The 17,377-nt window shown below is 64.1% G+C and carries 13 protein-coding genes; 4 read left to right on the forward strand and 9 right to left on the reverse strand.

Annotation, left to right across the window (positions count from 1 at the left end):
• Positions 1-120: 120 nt before the first annotated feature.
• The gene (locus B3098_RS24630) at positions 121-1,599 is read right to left on the reverse strand and encodes an enterochelin esterase domain-containing protein (RefSeq protein ID WP_286899616.1); all 1,479 of its coding nucleotides are present in this window, start codon (positions 1,597-1,599) and stop codon (positions 121-123) included.
• A gap of 301 nt (positions 1,600-1,900) precedes the next feature.
• On the opposite strand from B3098_RS24630, the gene B3098_RS24635 reads away from it, so the two are divergent.
• Entirely contained in the window at positions 1,901-2,368 is a 468-nt protein-coding gene (locus B3098_RS24635) for a group III truncated hemoglobin (RefSeq protein ID WP_286899618.1), read from the forward strand.
• Positions 2,369-2,380: 12 nt separating this feature from the next.
• Here B3098_RS24635 and B3098_RS24640 read toward each other — a convergent pair whose 3' ends face one another.
• From B3098_RS24640 to B3098_RS24665, 6 genes are all read right to left on the reverse strand, one after another.
• Positions 2,381-4,651, reverse strand: coding sequence for an ATP-dependent DNA helicase (locus B3098_RS24640; RefSeq protein WP_286899620.1), 2,271 nt, complete (start codon positions 4,649-4,651; stop codon positions 2,381-2,383).
• The gene (locus B3098_RS24645; RefSeq protein WP_286899622.1) at positions 4,648-6,294 is read right to left on the reverse strand and encodes a VRR-NUC domain-containing protein; all 1,647 of its coding nucleotides are present in this window, start codon (positions 6,292-6,294) and stop codon (positions 4,648-4,650) included. The genes B3098_RS24640 and B3098_RS24645 overlap by 4 nt, the downstream gene beginning before the upstream one ends.
• A 37-nt stretch (positions 6,295-6,331) precedes the next feature.
• Complete coding sequence (locus B3098_RS24650) at positions 6,332-6,472, reverse strand: hypothetical protein (protein WP_286899623.1); 141 nt, start codon at positions 6,470-6,472, stop codon at positions 6,332-6,334.
• 91 nt (positions 6,473-6,563) lie between these two features.
• Complete coding sequence (locus B3098_RS24655; protein WP_286899626.1) at positions 6,564-7,883, reverse strand: cytochrome c; 1,320 nt, start codon at positions 7,881-7,883, stop codon at positions 6,564-6,566.
• A gap of 12 nt (positions 7,884-7,895) precedes the next feature.
• A complete protein-coding gene (locus tag B3098_RS24660; protein WP_063952253.1) occupies positions 7,896-9,671 on the reverse strand; it encodes a GMC family oxidoreductase in 1,776 nt (591 codons plus the stop codon).
• Positions 9,672-9,674: 3 nt separating this feature from the next.
• On the reverse strand, positions 9,675-10,388 hold the full coding sequence (locus tag B3098_RS24665; protein ID WP_175121198.1) for a gluconate 2-dehydrogenase subunit 3 family protein: 714 nt from the start codon (positions 10,386-10,388) through the stop codon (positions 9,675-9,677).
• A 342-nt stretch (positions 10,389-10,730) separates the two neighbouring features.
• Here B3098_RS24665 and B3098_RS24670 point away from each other — a divergent pair, with 342 nt between their 5' ends.
• Positions 10,731-11,522, forward strand: a complete 792-nt coding sequence (locus B3098_RS24670; RefSeq protein ID WP_286899629.1) for an APH(3')-II family aminoglycoside O-phosphotransferase — start codon at positions 10,731-10,733, stop codon at positions 11,520-11,522.
• Between the two features lie 25 nt (positions 11,523-11,547).
• Here the strand turns inward: B3098_RS24670 and B3098_RS24675 are convergent, their stop codons facing one another.
• Positions 11,548-12,192, reverse strand: a complete 645-nt coding sequence (locus B3098_RS24675; RefSeq protein ID WP_286899630.1) for a TetR/AcrR family transcriptional regulator — start codon at positions 12,190-12,192, stop codon at positions 11,548-11,550.
• 110 nt (positions 12,193-12,302) lie between these two features.
• Here B3098_RS24675 and B3098_RS24680 point away from each other — a divergent pair, with 110 nt between their 5' ends.
• Together B3098_RS24680 and B3098_RS24685 are read left to right on the forward strand one after the other, a co-directional pair.
• The gene (locus tag B3098_RS24680; RefSeq protein WP_414631312.1) at positions 12,303-13,358 is read left to right on the forward strand and encodes an MBL fold metallo-hydrolase; all 1,056 of its coding nucleotides are present in this window, start codon (positions 12,303-12,305) and stop codon (positions 13,356-13,358) included.
• Positions 13,359-13,462: 104 nt separating this feature from the next.
• Entirely contained in the window at positions 13,463-15,076 is a 1,614-nt protein-coding gene (locus tag B3098_RS24685; protein WP_286899634.1) for an NAD(P)/FAD-dependent oxidoreductase, read from the forward strand.
• Between the two features lie 50 nt (positions 15,077-15,126).
• Here the strand turns inward: B3098_RS24685 and B3098_RS24690 are convergent, their stop codons facing one another.
• A complete protein-coding gene (locus B3098_RS24690; RefSeq protein ID WP_286899635.1) occupies positions 15,127-17,367 on the reverse strand; it encodes an AAA domain-containing protein in 2,241 nt (746 codons plus the stop codon).
• Positions 17,368-17,377: the final 10 nt, after the last annotated feature.

A 17,377-nucleotide genomic window follows, 5' to 3' on the forward strand; every position in this document is an offset into this window, starting at 1 on the left:
CCGCGCGCATCGCGACAATACTACGCAAATCGGCGGCCCCGCGCGCAGGAAGCGAAGGCTTCCGCGCGCCGCGGACACCGGCAGGACAACGGCAGCATGCCGTGCCGCCCGGCGCCCCGTCTACTGCCGCGCCAGACCGTTCTTGCCGATCAATTCCAGCAACCCGTCCGACAAGGTCCCGCGCCAGCTCAGATAATCGTGGCCACCCGCCACCTCGCGATGGGTCACGAGATAACCCTTGGCTCGCAGCACGTCGCGCAGATGGCGGTTGGTCTCCAGAATGCCAGGCTGGCCGCCGCGCCCCGATTCAAACAGGCCCGCGCCCAGGAAGAACCGCACCGGCAGCGTGCGCACTGCCACGAACTGCCGCGTCAGCCACTGGTCTTCCTCGCCGGGCGGCGACCACCAGTAAGACCCGGACTGGCTCAGCACATTGCCGAAGACCTCGGGATGGCGCAGCGCCGCGTACGAGGAGGCAAGGCCGCCATAGCTCGACCCGCCGATCACCGTGCGCGCCGCCGGTGCCGCGATGCCCTGCTTGCGCGCCCACGGCATGAGCTCGCGCGCCAGGAAGTCGGCGAAATCCGGATTGGGCGGCAACTCGCGGCTGCGCGAGTCTGCGGTGGGGTTGTGGATCAGCACGGCCGCAGTCGGGGGAATGACGCCGGCCGCGATCATGTTGTCCAGGATGGTGGGCGTAGGCACGCGCCCCAGATAGGCGCCCGCGTCGAACAGCACCAGCACGTGGTTGTCCGGGCCAGCGGGCTTCCAGCCCGCCGGCCGGTACAGATGAATCGTGCGCGTATTGCCCAGGATGTCGCTACGCAGTTCCAGCGCTTCGACACTGCCGGCGGGCACGCCCGCGCGCGGCTCGACCCACGGCTGCGGCGGCGCGTCCGCCAGTTCCAGCACCGAATAGGTCTGGAACGCGTCGATGCCGCGTTCGGGATAGACCTTGGGATTGTTGGGGTCGGCCTGCGCCGTGGCGAGAATCGCGCGCCGCCGCGCCATGCCGGTCCCCGGCAGTTCCGGCACATCGGGCGCCAGCCGGTACGACAGGCGCGCCGTCTTGGGCACCAGGAAGCTCACGTACCAGACGTCGGAATCGCCCAGCCGCGACAGCTGCGCGTGGTCCGTTGACGGACCGCCGAACAGGCGCACGTTGCGTTCCGCGCCCTGCCACAGGAAGGTCACACGATCGTGCGTGGCGTTTGCCGGCTCGATCAGCGGCGTGCCCTGCCGCTTCATCTCTTCCCAGAACGCGGCCGTCGTGCCGCCCTGCGACAACGTCTGGGCCAGCGCGGCCAGCCGCGGGCTGTCCAGCGTGGGCGCCGGCGCATGCTGTTCGGACAGCGGCAGGCGTTCGGTCACGGACCATTCATACGTACCCTGCCCCTGCGCCCGAACGGTATAGACGCCATCGGCAGGCCCTACCAGCATCAGCACGCCGGCCGGCTTTTCGCGGTCGCTCAGGCGGCGGACATGGCGCCCTTGCGGGTCCAGCAGATCCAGCGTCACGCCGCTGTCCGCCGACCATGTGCCCGCCACGAATTCACCCTTTTGCATGGGGAGCGGCTTGTCGGCATGGGCCTGTAGCATGACCGCGCCTTGCGCTGACTGTGCAACCGCCACGCCCGGCGCTGTCGCAGCTAGCGCAGCCGTTAATGCCGCTTTCAACGCAACGGCCAATACCGTCGAAGTCAGGCCATTGCGCCGCCCGTTCATCTGTTGCATATCCATCCGCCCTAATAAGAATGGATATCATTATTGCCGAAAACGGATTCCTGTCCTGTCCGAGCACGCGTCCGAATAAATTACGCCGCGCCGCTTGAGCCATATCAACCCGCACGCTTCCACCCTCGCCCTAAGATCGCCTCCTGCCCCCCGCCCGGAGACCATCTTGACCACGCACGACATCGCTACCGATACCGCCACCGCCGACATCTGCACCGAAGCCGAAATCCAGGACCTGGTCCATACCTTCTACGCCAAGGCGCGCGCCGACGAAGCGCTCGGGCCCATCTTCAACGGGATGGTCCACGACTGGGATGAACACCTGGCCACGCTCTCGGACTTCTGGTCAGCCGTGATCCTGGGCACGCGGCGGTTCACCGGCATGCCCATGCCCAAGCACGCGGCCATGCCCAACCTGAAGGCCGAGCTCTTCGAACGCTGGCTGGTCCTCTTTGGCGAGACCACCGACGCCCTGCCGAATCGCGCCCTGGCCGATGCCGCGCAGGAAATGGCCAAGCGCATGGCGCGCAGCCTCTGGTACGGCTATCAGTTGTCGCGCGATCCCAACCAGCCGCTGACCGAACTCCGCTCGCCGGCGCATCCCGAACCACATCCCGAAGCGCGCCCCGCCTAGCGGCCCGCGCGGTCAGTCCACCCGCCACCACCCCGGCAACAGCCCGCGCACCTTGGCGCGCCGATAGCGGTCATCGATGAGGTGCACGGTGCCCTCATCGTGTTCGGTCCGGATGACCCGGCCCGCCGCCTGCACCACCTTCTGCATGCCCGGGTACAGGTACGTGTAGTCGTAGCCGTTCTCTTCGCCATAGCGCATGTCCATGGCGCGCTTCATGTTTTCGTTGACCGGATTGACCTGCGGCAGCCCCAGCGTGGCGATGAACGCGCCGATCAGCCGCTTGCCCGGCAGATCCACGCCTTCCGAGAACGCGCCGCCCAGCACCGCGAATCCTACACCCTGCCCCGTTTCGGTAAACCGCGCCAGAAAGGCCGCCCGCCCCGGCTCGTCCATGCCGGGCGTCTGCAGCCAGATCGGCACCTGCGGATGGCGCTCCCGCATCAGGTCCGTCACGCGCTTCAGATAGTCAAAGCTGCTCAGAAAGCCCAGGTAATTGCCCGGCCGTTCGTCGTACTGGCGCGCAATCAGGTCCGCGATGGGCGCCAGCGAACGCTCGCGATCGCGAAAGCGCGTGGACACGTTGCCCACCACGCGCACGGCCAGCTGCCCCGCCTGAAACGGCGCGGCGACGTCGATCCAGGGCGTGTCCTTGGGCAGGCCCAGCGTGTCCCGGTAGAACTGCTGCGGACTGAGCGTGCCGGAAAACAGCACCGTCGCATGCGCCGTCGCGTAGCGCGCCGCCAGATACGGCGCGGGAATCACATTGCGCACACACAGCGTCGACGGCGGCGTCTTGGCGCTGCTGACGCCCGCGTCGCCCAGCGTCACGTCAAACAGTGCATGCGAGCCGAACTGTTCCGCCAGCCGCATGAAATGCAGCGCCTCGAAATAGAACCCCAGCAAGGGATCATCCTGCGCCAGCGGCGTCTGGCCGATGAACTCGGTGATGGCCGCCACTGCCTTCTGCACTGCCGTCAACACGCCGGCCGGCGCGGCGTCGTACGCCTGATAGCGTTCCGTCCGCTTCTTGTTCAGCGCATTCCACGACCGGTGCAGCCCGTCCAGCGGCTTTTTAAGCGCCTTGGGCGCCGCATACCGCGCGGCGGTCAGCCGGTTCTGGTCGAGCTCGCCCGTGTACATGCGGCGCGCGCGGTCGACCAGGTTGTGCGCCTCGTCGACCAGCACGGCCACCTTCCACTGATGCGCCTGCGTCAGCGCATGCAGCATGGCCGTGGCATCGTAGTAATAGTTGTAGTCGCCCACCACCACGTCGCTCCAGCGGATCAGCTCCTGCGACAGGTAATACGGACACACCTCGTGTTCCAGCGCGATGGCGCGCACGGTAGGCGCGTCCAGCCGCGTGTGTTCAACCGCTGCGGCGCGGGCCTGCGGCAGACGGTCGTAGAAGCCGCGCGCCAGCGGGCAGGAGTCGCCGTGGCAGGCCAGATCGGGATGCACGCAGCTCTTGTCGCGCGCTTGCAGATCCAGAATCCGCAAGCCTGGCTTGGCGGGCTGCGCATTGATGGTTTCCAGCGCCTCCACCGCCAACCCGCGGCCCGATCCTTTGGCCGCCAAAAAAAACACCTTGTCCAGGCCCGTACCCGGACTCGCCTTGAGCAGCGGAAATATCGTGCCCAGCGTCTTGCCGATGCCCGTAGGAGCCTGCGCCATCAGGCAGCGGCCATCGCGCGCCGTGCGGTAGACGGCCACCGCCAGATCGCGCTGCCCGGCTCGGAACTCGCCATGCGGAAACGCCAGCGCCTCAAGCGCCGCGTCGCGCGCCTGCCGGTGCGCCAGTTCCGTCTTGGCCCACGCCAGAAACCGTTCGCATTGCAGTTGGAAGAACGCAGCCAAGTCCGCAGCCTCGTGCGTTTCCACCAGCACGGTTTCTTCCTCGGTAGCGACGTTGTAGTACACCAGCGCCACCCGCACGTTCGCCAGGCCGCGCGCTTGGCACAGCAGATGGCCGTACACCTTCGCCTGCGCCCAATGCACCACGCGGTGGTTTTCGCGCACGCTGTCGAACTGGCCACGGTACGTCTTGATCTCTTCGAGCTGGTTCGCCGCCGGGTCGTAGCCGTCGGCCCGCCCGCGCACCAGCAGATCGCCAAACACGCCCGACAAAGACACTTCGGTTTCGTAGTCCGGCCCGCGCCGCCCTGTCACTGCCGCGTGCCCCGCCATGCCTTCCAGGCCGCTGGGCGCAGGCGTGAAGCGCAGGTCAAGATCGCCGGCCCGCGCCGTGAACTCGCACAACGCCCGCACCGCCACCGCGTAGCTCATGCGGCCTCCTGCAACCAGCTCACGTGGCATACGCGCACAGGCATGCCGTGCGCCACGCAGTACTGGAGCCAGCGGATCTGGTTGTCCTGCAGCTTGTCGCCGGGTCCCTTCACCTCGATCAGTTCATAACGGCGCTCGGCCGGCCAAAACCGCACCAGGTCCGGCAGACCGGTCCGGTTGCCCTTCACGTCGCGCAGCAGACGCGTAAAGAACAGCTTCAGATGCGCAGCAGGCAGGCAGTCCAGCGCCTGCGCCAGCAAGGTTTCGGACAAGGCGCCCCAGAACACGAACGGCGACTGCAAACCCGCCTTGTCAGCGTACCGCTGCAGAATGACGTCGCGATAGGCGGGCGTATCCAGCTGCGCCAGACAGGCCGCGAAGTGCGCCTGCCGCCGCGCGTGGAAATCGCGTGCTTCCAGGTCGGCGGGCCCGCGTTGAAAAGGATGAAAGAACGCCCCTGGCAACGGCGCGAACACGGCCGGCCAGCACAGCAAACCGAACAGCGAATTGATCAGCGCGTTCTCGACGTAATGCACCGGCGCGTCGTCGTGATGCAAGTGATCGCGCGTCACGTATTCGACCGAGGAGGGATGCGCCGGGCGGACCAGCGCCAGTTCCGTGCGCGGCAGGATGGGCGTTGCCGCACGCGCCGCCGCGCCCTGCCCCAGCCCGCGACGCAGCCGCGGCATCATGCGCGCTACGCGTTGGCTTTCCTCTTCGCTTTCGGGCGCGTTCGCCGCCGTCATGGCCAGCGCCATCGCGTCTTCAAACCGCTGCATCCGTTCATACACACGGATGCGCCGATGCCGCGCGCCGGGATAGCCGCAGGCCGCGTACACGCGCTGGGCGGCTTCCCAATCCTGCGCGCGCTCGCAGGCTTGTCCGATGCGCAGCAACACCTTGGCGCGGCGCTTTTCCAGCCAGGCGTTGCCACTGATGCAATCCTCTGCCGCGCGCAGCAGGTCGTCCACGGCCACGCCGTCGTCCAGCGCCTGCCTGCACGCATGCAACGCGAGATAACAGTCCACGTCAGCCCGCGTCTGAAACGCCCGCGACGCCGCATCGAACGGCACGGTCTCGTATTGGAATACGCCCAGGTCCGCCAGCACGAACTCCGACCAATCCTGATGCAGATTGCCAAAAAACATGAGGCGCAGCCGTTCGCAGCGGTCAGCCACCATCACGCGCCAGACGGCTTCCAAGGAATCGGGCGCCCAGCCGCAGAACGGCCGGGCGTCGGGCATGTCCGCCCGCAGCGTCGCCAGCATGTCGGCCTTGCGCGCGCCCGGCCTGGCTGCCGCGTGCGATGCGAACACACGGCACAGTTCGGGCTTGGTCAATAATGCAAACAGTTCATCCAGCGACATCGGCGCCCGCGTGTCCAGCCACCCTAGCGCCTCCAACGCCGCGGCCGCCTCTTCGACGGCCGGGATCTCTTCGTACACCAGCCGGCTGGCTCGAAACCACGGCCCGCGCCGCATCAGCATGCGCACCATCAACGCCTGCGACGCCTGCGGCAACGCCGCGAAATCCGCCAGAAAGCGGCAATCGTCATCGTCCAGCAGGTCGGCGTAGCGGTCCGAGACCCACGCCAGCGCGCGCTGGAAATTGTGCAGATAGTAGTAACGGTGGGCGGGCAACATCGGCGGCGGCCGGACGGACTGTTTATTTATCCAGTAATCATAGCAGGCCGGCCTGTCCGGATTCTGACGAAGCGTGCCTGACGATGGTCAGCCCTTCTTCTTCTTCGGGCTCCACGAAATACGCCGTGATGGCGTCGTACTCGGCGTCGCTGGTGAGCCCCGCATGAAACCCACCCATGAAAAACGGCGCCGAAAAGCCTCAAGCTCTCCGGCGCCATTTGCCATCCCGCCGGCAAAGCGGCGGGACCGTCGATCACGACATCGTCACATCACTGCGCGCGCACCGGCTGCGGCGCCGCGCCGATGTCCTTACGCGCCTTGGCCACGTCGGACGCGCTGACTGCCGCGCCCTTGTTGCCCCAGCTCGACCGCACGAAGCTCACCACGTCGGCGACTTCCTTGTCGGTCATGCGCCAGTCAAAGCCCGGCATCGCGTACGCGGTCGGGGCCGACGCCGTGCCCGGCATCTGCGCGCCCTTGAGCACGATGTGGATCAACGAGGCCGGATCGGCCGAGTTGACCGTCGAGCTCAACGCGAGCTGCGGGAAGGTCTCGGTATAGCCCTTGCCCGTGCTGCGATGGCAAGCCGCGCAGTTGTTCAGGAAGGCCATGGCGCCGTCGCTCTTGTCCTTGCCGGTACGCAGCGCCTGGGCCACGGACTCGTCATAGGCCAGCGGCTTGGTGGCGTCCTTGTTTACCGGCGGCAGGCTCTTCAGATACACCGCGATGGCGTTCAGGTCGTCGTCGGTCAGGTGCTGCGTGCTTTCCTCGACCACTTGCGCCATGCCGCCGAACGCCGCCGAATGCCCGTTGCGGCCGGACTTCAGGAAGGCCGTGATGTCTTCCTTGCTCCAGGCGCCCAGGCCGTCGGTCGCGTCGCCGCGCAGGTTCTTGGCCAGCCACCCTTCGACCACGCCGCCCGACAGAAAGGCCGAGCCATCCGCGTCCGTCAGCGCCTTTTCCTGCAACGCCACGCCGCGCGGCGTGTGGCAGGTGCTGCAATGGCCCAGGCCTTCAACGAGGTACTGGCCGCGCAGCAGCGCCTGCTTGTCCGCGCCGCTCGTGTTCACCGTAACAGGCGCCGTCGCGACATCCGGCGCGAACATCCAGCGCCACACCGTCAGCGGCCAGCGCATCGACATCGGCCAGACGATGTCGGTGTCCTTGTTTTCCTGCTTCACCGGCTCGACGCCGTGCATGAAGTAGGCGTACAGGGCCTTCACATCCTCTGGCGTGACCTTGGCGTACGCGGTGTACGGCATGGCCGGGTACAGCGAATGTCCGTCCTTGGCCACACCGTGGCGCACGGCCCGGTCGAAGTCCTCGTACGAATAATTGCCGATACCCGTTTCCTTATCCGGCGTGATGTTCGTCGAATAGATCATGCCCAGCGGCGAATCGATGCCCAGACCGCCGGCAAAGGGCTTGCCGCCCGAGGCCGTGTGGCAGGCGATACAGTCGCCGGCGCGCGACAGGTACTCGCCCTGCTTGATCATCTGCGCGTCGGTCGATGCGGGCGTACCGTCGGCCGCGAACGCGGCGCTGGCAACGAGGGCCGAGAAGGCCGCAACAATGGTGTGCTTGATCATTGTTCCGTCTCCTTAAGCCTGGACCAGCGGGCCGGGGTTCTTCAGGTACTGCTCGCGGATAGCCTGTGCCGCCCAGTAGGCCAGCGCGCCGACCAGGCCGGTCGGGTTGTAGCCCATGTTCTGCGGGAACACGCAGGCGCCCATCACGAACACGTTCGGCACGTCCCAGCTCTGCAGGTACTTGTTGACCACGCTTTCCTTGGGGTTGGAGCCCATGATGGCGCCGCCCGTGTTGTGCGTGCTCTGGTAGACGCGCGTGTCGTAGCGCGCGCCCTTCTTGCGCACGGCCACGAAGTGCTTTTCAGGATTCATGGCCTTGGCCACGGTCTCCATGCGCTTGCCCATGTAGCCCAGCATGTCGAACTCGTTGTCGTGCCAGTCGAACGTCATGCGCAAGAGCGGCTGGCCATACGCGTCCTTGTAAGTCGGATCGAGCGACAGATACGCATCGCGGTACGACATCACCGAACCGGAAATGCCGATCGTCATGAAGCGCTGATACGCATCCTGCACGCCCGCCTTCCAGGCCGTGCCCCACGTCGGGGTGCCCGGCGTCGTCGGCGTCTGCTTGATCGGACGGCCGCCGTAGCGCACGTGACGGATGCTGGCGCCGCCCACAAAGCCCAGCGGGCCGTGGTCGAACTGGTCGCCGTTCAGGTCGTCCATGCCCACGCCGCCCGCGCCGGTGCCGACGAACGGGTTCAGCTGCGTGCCCTTGGGCAGCAGCACGTTGACCGCGCCGTTCATCTGGTAGGCGTAGTTCTTGCCGACCACGCCTTCGTTGGTCTTCGGGTCATACGGCTTGCCGATACCCGACAGCAGCAGCAGACGCACGTTGTGCATTTGGTAAGCCGACAGGATCACCAGATCGGCAGGCTGATCGATCTCGTTGCCGTCCGCGTCGATGTAGGTCACGCCCACGGCCTTCTTACCGGTCGAATCCAGATTGACCTTGATGACCTGCGAACGCGTGCGCAGCTCGAAATTCGGCTTCTTCAGCAGCACCGGCAGAATCGTGGTCTGCGGCGAGGCCTTCGAATACATGTAGCAGCCGTAGTTCTCGCAGAAGCCACAGAAATTGCAGGGGCCAAGGCGCACGCCGTACGGGTTGGTGTACGGACCCGACGCGTTGGCCGCGGGGGTGGGATACGGGTTGAAGCCGACTTCGCGCGCGGCCTTCTCGAACAGCGAAGCGCCGTAGGTCGTGGCCAGCGGCGGCAGCGGGAATTCCTTGCTGCGCTTGCCTTCCAGCGGATTGCCGCCTTCGACGATCTTGCCGTTCAGGTTGCCGGCCTTGCCCGACGTGCCGCACACGTATTCGAACTTCGAGAAGTACGGTTCCAGTTCGTCGTAGGTCACGCCGAAGTCCTGGATCGTCATGCCTTCCGGAATGAACTTCTTGCCGTAGCGCGTTTCATAGCGCGTGCGCAGTTCCAATTCTTCGGGCAGCACGCGGTAGTGCATGCCGTTCCAGTGAAAGCCCGCGCCACCCACGCCCGTGCCCAGCAGGAACGAGCCGTTCTGGCGGTACGGCACGGCCACGTCATCCACGCCGTGGCGGATCGTCACGGTTTCCTTGGACAGGTCCTGGAACAGATAACCGCGCACCGAATACTTCAGCTCGTCGATCACCTTGGGGTATTCGGCGTCCTTCGGCGTGTCCTGCATGCCGCCGCGCTCCAGCGCCAGCACCTGCAAGCCCGCTTCGGTCAGTTCCTGACCCAGGATCGCGCCGGTCCAGCCGAATCCGACCAGCACCGCATCAACTTTGTCTTTCTTGATCGCCATGATTTAACCCTTCTCCCCAGAGATCGACACGGGGCCATAGGGATACTTCACGTTGGGCTGGTCGACCCAGTCCATGAAATCGGCGCGCGCGCCGGGAAAGCCCACCATCTTCCAGCCCACCATGTTCTTGTTGCCGCCGTAGATCGGATCGGCAAAGAAACCTTCCTTGGTGTTGGCCAAGAGGAAACTGAAGAACGTCTTGGACGGCACGGATTCGAATGCGATCTTGCCCGACTGCAGATCCTTCAGGATCTGTTCCTGCAAGGCCTTGTCCAGTTCGGCGTACGCCTTGCCGTGCGTCTTCACGCACCAGGCATCACAGGCCTCGATGCCATTGCGATAGACCTGGCGGGGATTCTGGTCGAGCTGATAACCCAGTTCCGGCACCTGATCGGTGTGGAACGGCCCGTCCATGTACCACAGCTTGCCGTGGCCGAAAGGCGTTTCCATTTGACGGTCGATGAACTCGGGCACACCGGCCACGATAGCGCCAGGGCCGTACTCGTCGGCGGGAATCAGGTGATCCACCGCAGCGACGATGAAGGCCCATTCGGCCTTGGTGAAATAGGTGGGCTCGTAGGGCTTGGCCGCCTTTGCGGCGTTGCCGTCGGCGGCGTTGGTACAGCCGACAGTCAGGCCGCCGATCGCCAGCGTCGACGCTGGCACAATGGCCATCGTTTGCAGAAACCGCCGGCGCGGCTGTGCGTCATCAGTCATGGACATCTCCGTGAATACTCCAAGTTGTCCTAGCGCGCTACCGAACATGAAACCTGGAAACACGAACTGCCCGAGCTAGTGACAACACGCTCTTTTCTTGCTCAAAATCAACACTGCTCTTTGAAAAGGGACGTAAGAGCAGGTGCCGGCATTATGCGCTTCTGATCTGCTCATTCGACCGTATCAGATGGAATTTCTTGACGTGGGAAAGTCTTTTGCATTAAGGACAACGTAAGAACCTTCAAAATGCCGCGCTTTCTGACAGCAAGGTGAACGAAAACCCTTGATTCATGCGGCCCGCAGACGCGTGGTGTACCGCGCGCAATCCCTGAAATGAACCCCATGCACGCTCAATACAGCATTCACGACAGCCTTCCGTTGCAGTGGCAACCGCGCCTTGCCGGAGCGCGCCTCGAGCAGCAATCCATCGGTGAGTCGCGCGCGGACGTCTATCGCATTCGCAGCGCAAATCAGCCTGATCGCTATCTGAAATCCGAGCACACGGGCACGCTGCCCGAACTGCCAGACGAAATCGAGCGCCTGCAATGGATGGCCGCGCACGGCCTGCCGTGCCCCACCGTGATCGACGCGGCCGCCACACCCACGCGGCACTGGCTGCTGATGAGCGCCGTAGCTGGCCAGGATCTGGCCAGCGCGGGTCTGCCGCCTGCGCAGGTGATCGCCATCATGGCCGATGCGCTGCATCGTCTGCACTGCATTCCCATCGACCAATGCCCTTTCGATCACACCCTTGAACGGCGTATCGCCGAGGCCAGACGGGCGCTGGACGCCGGCCTGGTGGACGAATCGGATTTCGATGACGAGAGAATTGGACGCACCGCCGAAGACGCGTTTGCGGAACTCTTTGCGACGCGGCCCACCACGCACGATCTCGTCGTGGCGCACGGCGATGCGTGCCTGCCCAACTTCATGGCCGATGGCGGCGTATTCACCGGCTACATCGACTGCGGCCGCCTTGGCGTCAGCGACCGCCACCAGGACCTTGCATTGGCCGCGCGCAGCATCGAACGCAATCTGGGACGCGAGTGGATCGAGCCGTTCTTTCGCAGCTATGGCGTCGAACCGGATGACCGCCGTCTTGCGTTTTACTGCCTGCTCGACGAGTTCTTCTAAGAGTTAGGCGCGCACGCGCGGCGGGCTACGCGCCTCGGCCGTAATACCCCAAAAACATCCCAACCGCTGAATCCGCCACGCGCTCGCGCTCCGCCTTTTTCAACGGTGGTTGCCCCAGCGTGACCTGCGGCCAGAACGCAAAGCCCTTGACCAGTCCCTCGAGCTGATGGCTCGCAAATACGGGATCCACCTCGGCCAAGCGGCCATCGGCAATCGCCGCCTGAATCCACGCCGTCACCCCGCTGCCCTTCTCGTCCATCCGGCACACGATGTCCTGCGCGCGGTCCGGCGAATGAATGATCTCCGCCATGGCGACGCGCGCCAGATCAATGAAGCTGGCGTCGCCCAGCAACTCCAGTTTCTGCATCAACAACTGTCGCAATTGCTGCGCCAGCGGAAGATCGGGCCGGTAGGCCATGTCGACGCTGGCCGCGCTGCTGGCCCACAACTGCTCCAGCATCAGCGCGAACAGCGCCTCCTTGCTCGGGAAATGGTTGTAGACCGTGCGCTTGGACACGCCAGCAGCCTGAGCGATGCGGTCCATGCTGGTGGCCTCGAACCCCGCAGTGCGGAATTCCTCCACCGCCGCGCGCACGATGTCCTCTCGCTTGCGGTCGGTCAGGCGTTTGGGCGGGCGTTCCTTGGCGGAATCGGGAGCTTTCGTCGACATGGGCGAAATTCTACACCGGTCGGTGTACTTTTCTGATTTTGAAAACTACACTGTGCAGTGTAATTTTTGGCGCGAGCGGTTTGCCGCCGTCGCGCCATTTTTCGAATCTCATGGGAACACCCGCCGTGACCGTCCTCTCCGCCTGCAACCGCCGCGCCTTGCCGCTTTATCCGCAATCCCCCCAACAGCGCAACGGACGTTTCAGCAATCCGCGACCGCGCCCCGCCATGGGCTTCTGGAAAGGCCTCAAACTCGCCTGGACCGTCCTCTTCGCCAAGCCAAGCGGCACGGTTCCCGACATCGCCATCCCCGTGCGCGCGCTGGACCGCGCAGCCCTGGAAGCCGCCCCGGACCGCAGCCTTTACCGGCTTGGACACTCCACCATCCTCATGAAACTGCGCGGCCGCTTCTGGCTGACCGACCCCGTCTTCTCCGTACGCGCTTCACCCGTGCAATGGGCCGGCCCCGCCCGCTTTCATGCGCCGCCCATCAGCATCGACGACCTGCCTCCGATCGCAGGCGTCATCCTGTCCCACAACCATTACGACCACCTCGACCGCGCCGCCATCGCACAGCTTGCGAGCAAGACCGCGCACTTCATCGCGCCGCTGGGGGTCGGCGACCAACTGGTAGCCTGGGGCATCGACCCCGCCCGCGTCGAGCAATTGGACTGGTGGCAGTCCACCGAGGTCGACGGCCTGCGACTGACCGCCACGCCCGCCCAGCACTTCTCCGGCCGCGGTCTCACCGACAGCGACCGCAGCCTGTGGGCCTCGTGGGTCATCCAGGACGCCGACCTGCGCGTCTTCTTCAGCGGCGACACCGGCTACTTCGACGGCTTCAAGGCCATCGGCGACGCTTACGGCCCCTTCGACCTGACCCTCATGGAAACCGGCGCGTACGACACGCGCTGGGCCTTCGTCCACATGCGGCCCGAAGAGACCCTTCAGGCACACCTGGACCTGCGCGGCCGCTGGCTGCTGCCGATTCACAACGGCACGTTCGATCTGGCCCTGCATCCGTGGGAGCAGCCGTTCGAGCGGATCACGACATTGGCGCGGGAAAATGGCGTCGATCTGGCCACACCGGTCATGGGAGAGCGCGTCGATATCGGGGCGCCGCAAGCGGGAACGGCTTGGTGGCGCGCCGGGCAGGCGCAGCGGTAAAAACGGGCCGGCCCGGTTGCGCAAGTCGGGCTTACCCACGGCGGCCGTCCAGTACAATCCGCGTTTGGCGACGTTGTGATCGCCCCTCTGTCTGGACCCCAAGCATGTTGCGTCTGTCTGAAATCAAGCTGCCGTTGAACCACACGCCCGAGGAACTGCCCGCGGCAATCCTCAAGAAGCTGGGCATTCCGGCCAGCGACCTGAACGGCTTCACCATCTTCCTGCGCAGCTACGATGCGCGCAAAAAGCACAACATCCTGCTCATCTACGCGCTGGATGTCGACGTCGCCAACGAAGCCGCGATCCTCAAACGCTTTCACGACGACCGCAACGTCAAGCCGTCTCCGGACACCGAATACAAATTCGTCGCCCAGGCGCCCGCCACCCTCACCAAGCGCCCCATCGTCATCGGCACCGGCCCCTGTGGCCTCTTTGCCGGCCTCGTGCTGGCGCAGATGGGCTTCAAGCCCATCATCCTGGAACGCGGCAAGGCCGTGCGCGAGCGCACCAAGGACACGTGGGGCCTGTGGCGCAAGCGCATCCTGAATCGGGACTCCAATGTCCAGTTTGGCGAAGGCGGCGCCGGCACGTTCTCGGACGGCAAGCTGTATAGCCAGATCAAAGACCCCAAGCACTACGGTGAAAAGGTCTTGAAGGAATTCGTCCTGGCAGGCGCGCCCGAAGAAATCCTCTACGTCAGCAAACCCCACATCGGCACATTCCGCCTGGTCGGCATGGTCGAAGTCATGCGCGACACCATCACCAAGCTGGGCGGCGAAGTCCGCTTCTCCAGCCGGGTTGAAACGCTACACCGCGAAAACGGCAAGGTCACCGGCGTCACGCTGGCAAACGGCGAACACATCGAAGCCGACCACGTCGTCCTCGCCATCGGCCACAGCGCGCGCGACACTTTCCAGATGTTGCTCGACCAGGGCGTATTCATGGAAGCCAAGCCCTTCTCCATCGGTTTCCGGATCGAACATCCGCAGTCCCTCATCGACCGGGCGCGCTTCGGCCCCAATGCTGGCCACCCGATCCTGGGCGCCGCCGACTACAAGCTGGTGCACCACGCCAGCAACGGCCGCTCCGTTTACAGCTTCTGCATGTGCCCCGGCGGCACGGTCGTCGCGGCCACGTCCGAACCCAACCGCGTCGTCACCAACGGCATGAGCCAGTACTCGCGCAACGAACGCAATGCCAACGCCGGGATCGTCGTGGGGATTTCGCCTGAGGTCGATTACCCGGAGCATGTGCTGGCCGGTGTGGACTTCCAGCGCAAGTGGGAATCGCAGGCTTTCGAGCTCGGCGGCCGCAACTACAGCGCGCCGGGTCAGCTGGTGGGGGATTTTCTGGAAGGCAAGGCCTCGACTGAATTTGGCGCGGTGCAGCCGTCGTACACGCCCGGCGTCCACCTGACCGACTTGGCCACCGCCCTGCCCGACTTTGCGATCACTGCTATTCGCGAGGCATTGCCGGCGTTCGACAAGACCATCAAGGGCTTCAACATGCCCGATGCCGTGCTGACGGGCGTGGAGACGCGGACGTCTTCGCCTATTCGCATCAAGCGGGATAACGAGACGCTGGAAAGCATCAACACGCAGGGCTTGTTTCCCGCGGGTGAAGGCGCCGGTTATGCGGGCGGGATTCTGTCGGCGGGGGTGGACGGGATCAAGATTGCCGAGGCTGTGGCGCTGAGCATTATGGGGCGGGCGGGTTAAGTCACGACCAAACCGCCAGCCGGCCCCCGGGCCGGCTACCCTACCCTGACTTACGCAGCCTCGCGCATCGCCCAGGGCAAGAGAAACTGTCCAATCCGTTCTTCGATGCGGCTCTCCACGGTCTTGAGCCGCAGCACGGCAACGCCGCTTTTTTCCAAAATGCTGTCCTTCAACGCATCCCGCTCCGATTGCTCGAGCGTGCCATGCGTCCCGCCGTCGACTTCGATCACGCCGACGGGCGCTTTCCCCACCCTGAAATAAATCACGAAATCGCAGCTTGCGCCCTGTCGCATGAACTCGCGTTCGCGGGCCGTCAGGCCTGGATTGGACATCGCCGCGACTTGATTCAGCGGGACCTGCGAATGGCACATCAGCGCGGCGCAGGCTGGTTCAGACAGCGCGTCCCGCAGCAACGCAGCCACGATACGCTCGGACCGGTATGCGGAATCTTTCTGCTGCAAGCGAGAGGCAAGCCGATCAAGCGACTTGTCGTACTCGCTATATAGCAAGTCAAAGGCCGACACCACGGGCGCGCGCAGGATCTGCTTTTCGTCTGCGTAGTACTCCATATAGCGGATCAATGCAGCAATCGGACCATTCCCAGCCGTAAAGACATCGTCTCCCGTCACCAATGTGAACCGCTTCTTGGCACGCGACACCGCCACATTGACCATGCGCGCATCGTCAACAAAACTGATCCGCTTTTCGTTCTCGCGCTTTTTATCAAGCACTGTGGAAAAGACGATCTCGTCGCACTCCCGACCTTGAAACTTGTGTACGGTGTCTCGCACAAAATCGCTGGGCAGATGCGATCCGGACAAGACAACCTGGGCTCTGAACGGTGCGATGAACCCTCTTCCTTCATCCTGCCACGCGCCATCCGAGCTCGGCGCTTCCAGGGACGCCATCAGGGAATCCAGTTCGCGAAGATTGGTATTTCCGCGCGAATGGTTTCCTTTGGCGGTAACGACAAGCCTTAACGCCCCGTCGCTTGCGTCGCTGTTCATCGGTATGAGTTCGTTGCCGTAAAACTGCTGATTGCAGAACTGGATGATTCTGGAATGACAGCGATAGTGTTCCTTCAGCAGCGTCCTGGGCAACGCCCCCTTGAACACATCAATGGCCGAATTCAGAAGGCTGTGCTTCTCGCAGTCGTAAGCGGCCGCGGGAGCAGCAACTGCAACACCCGACGGGATGTGCGCGAGCTGTTTGCTGTCGCCAACGATGACGGCGTTCTTCGCGCATCCCAGCGCCAAGATTCCCGGCACGATGTCTTGCTGGGAGGCCTCGTCAATGATGACGTAGTCAAGGACCGCGCCCGACTCGATGGAATTGACGATTGAATGCGTGCTGCTGGTAAGGATCGGAAAGCGCTTGAGAAAGGCGTCGAAGTGGCGGCGGTACGTATCCGGTTCAAAAGGAGCAGTGTCTTGCACCTGCTGATGAAGATGCGCTTTCAGATATGTCATCGACCCCGTGGTCATGTCCTTTAGCAGCGCATCGAAGTTTCCGCCGGCCAATACGCCTTCGCAGGCGGCCAACTCCGCGTTCTTCTCGTTGAGCAAGCGGTCGTAATACCGTATCTGCAAGTCGTGGACGGCTGCTTGGCGCAGTTCACCGTTCCCAAAGGCTTTGACGCGAATTATCTTGAAGTGCACAAACAGGTCAAACCGATTCCTTAACCCGATGCGCCCGTCGCCGAGGTGCCTCAGATAGGCCATCAGATCCGCCATCTTCTGCGCAGACAGCTTGAGTTTACGCAGGGATTCGACGCGCTGGCTTGGATTTTCTTCCTGCCATTGCTTCAGGTAACGCTGCTCCACCGACACCTCGTCGATTTCCGACCTGAGCCTTGCCGCGGCGTTGTGCGCGGCCAAGAACTGCTTTAGCTGCGCGAGCGTCTTCTGCAACGACTCCATGTTTGGCGGCAACGCTGGCTCCCCCTCTGGTACCGCAGGCTGAGCCGCAAAAAAATCCTCTCGGTTCTGTTTGCTTCCAAGGCAAGCCACCAGATAGTCCAGCCCGCACTTCCCGAGCTTTTCAAAGACGTTCCCCACGGCCGAATTGTTGTTGGAAAGGATGGCTACCGTTTGGCCTCGCAAAAGGATATTCGCGATGATATTGAGGATGGTCTGCGTCTTGCCCGTTCCTGGCGGCCCTTCGATAACACTTACCTGCGCTTCAAACGCGCGGTTCACTGCCGCCAACTGGCTTTCATTGACGCCAAAGGGAAAGATCAGGTCGCCCGCAGGCTGTTGCCGCACATTCTGCCCCGTGCAGTAGGCATGCAAAGCAGTGTCT

The organism is Achromobacter sp. UBA2119 (genome assembly GCF_002331005.1).
In the GTDB taxonomy this organism is placed as follows: domain Bacteria; phylum Pseudomonadota; class Gammaproteobacteria; order Burkholderiales; family Burkholderiaceae_B; genus Achromobacter; species Achromobacter animicus.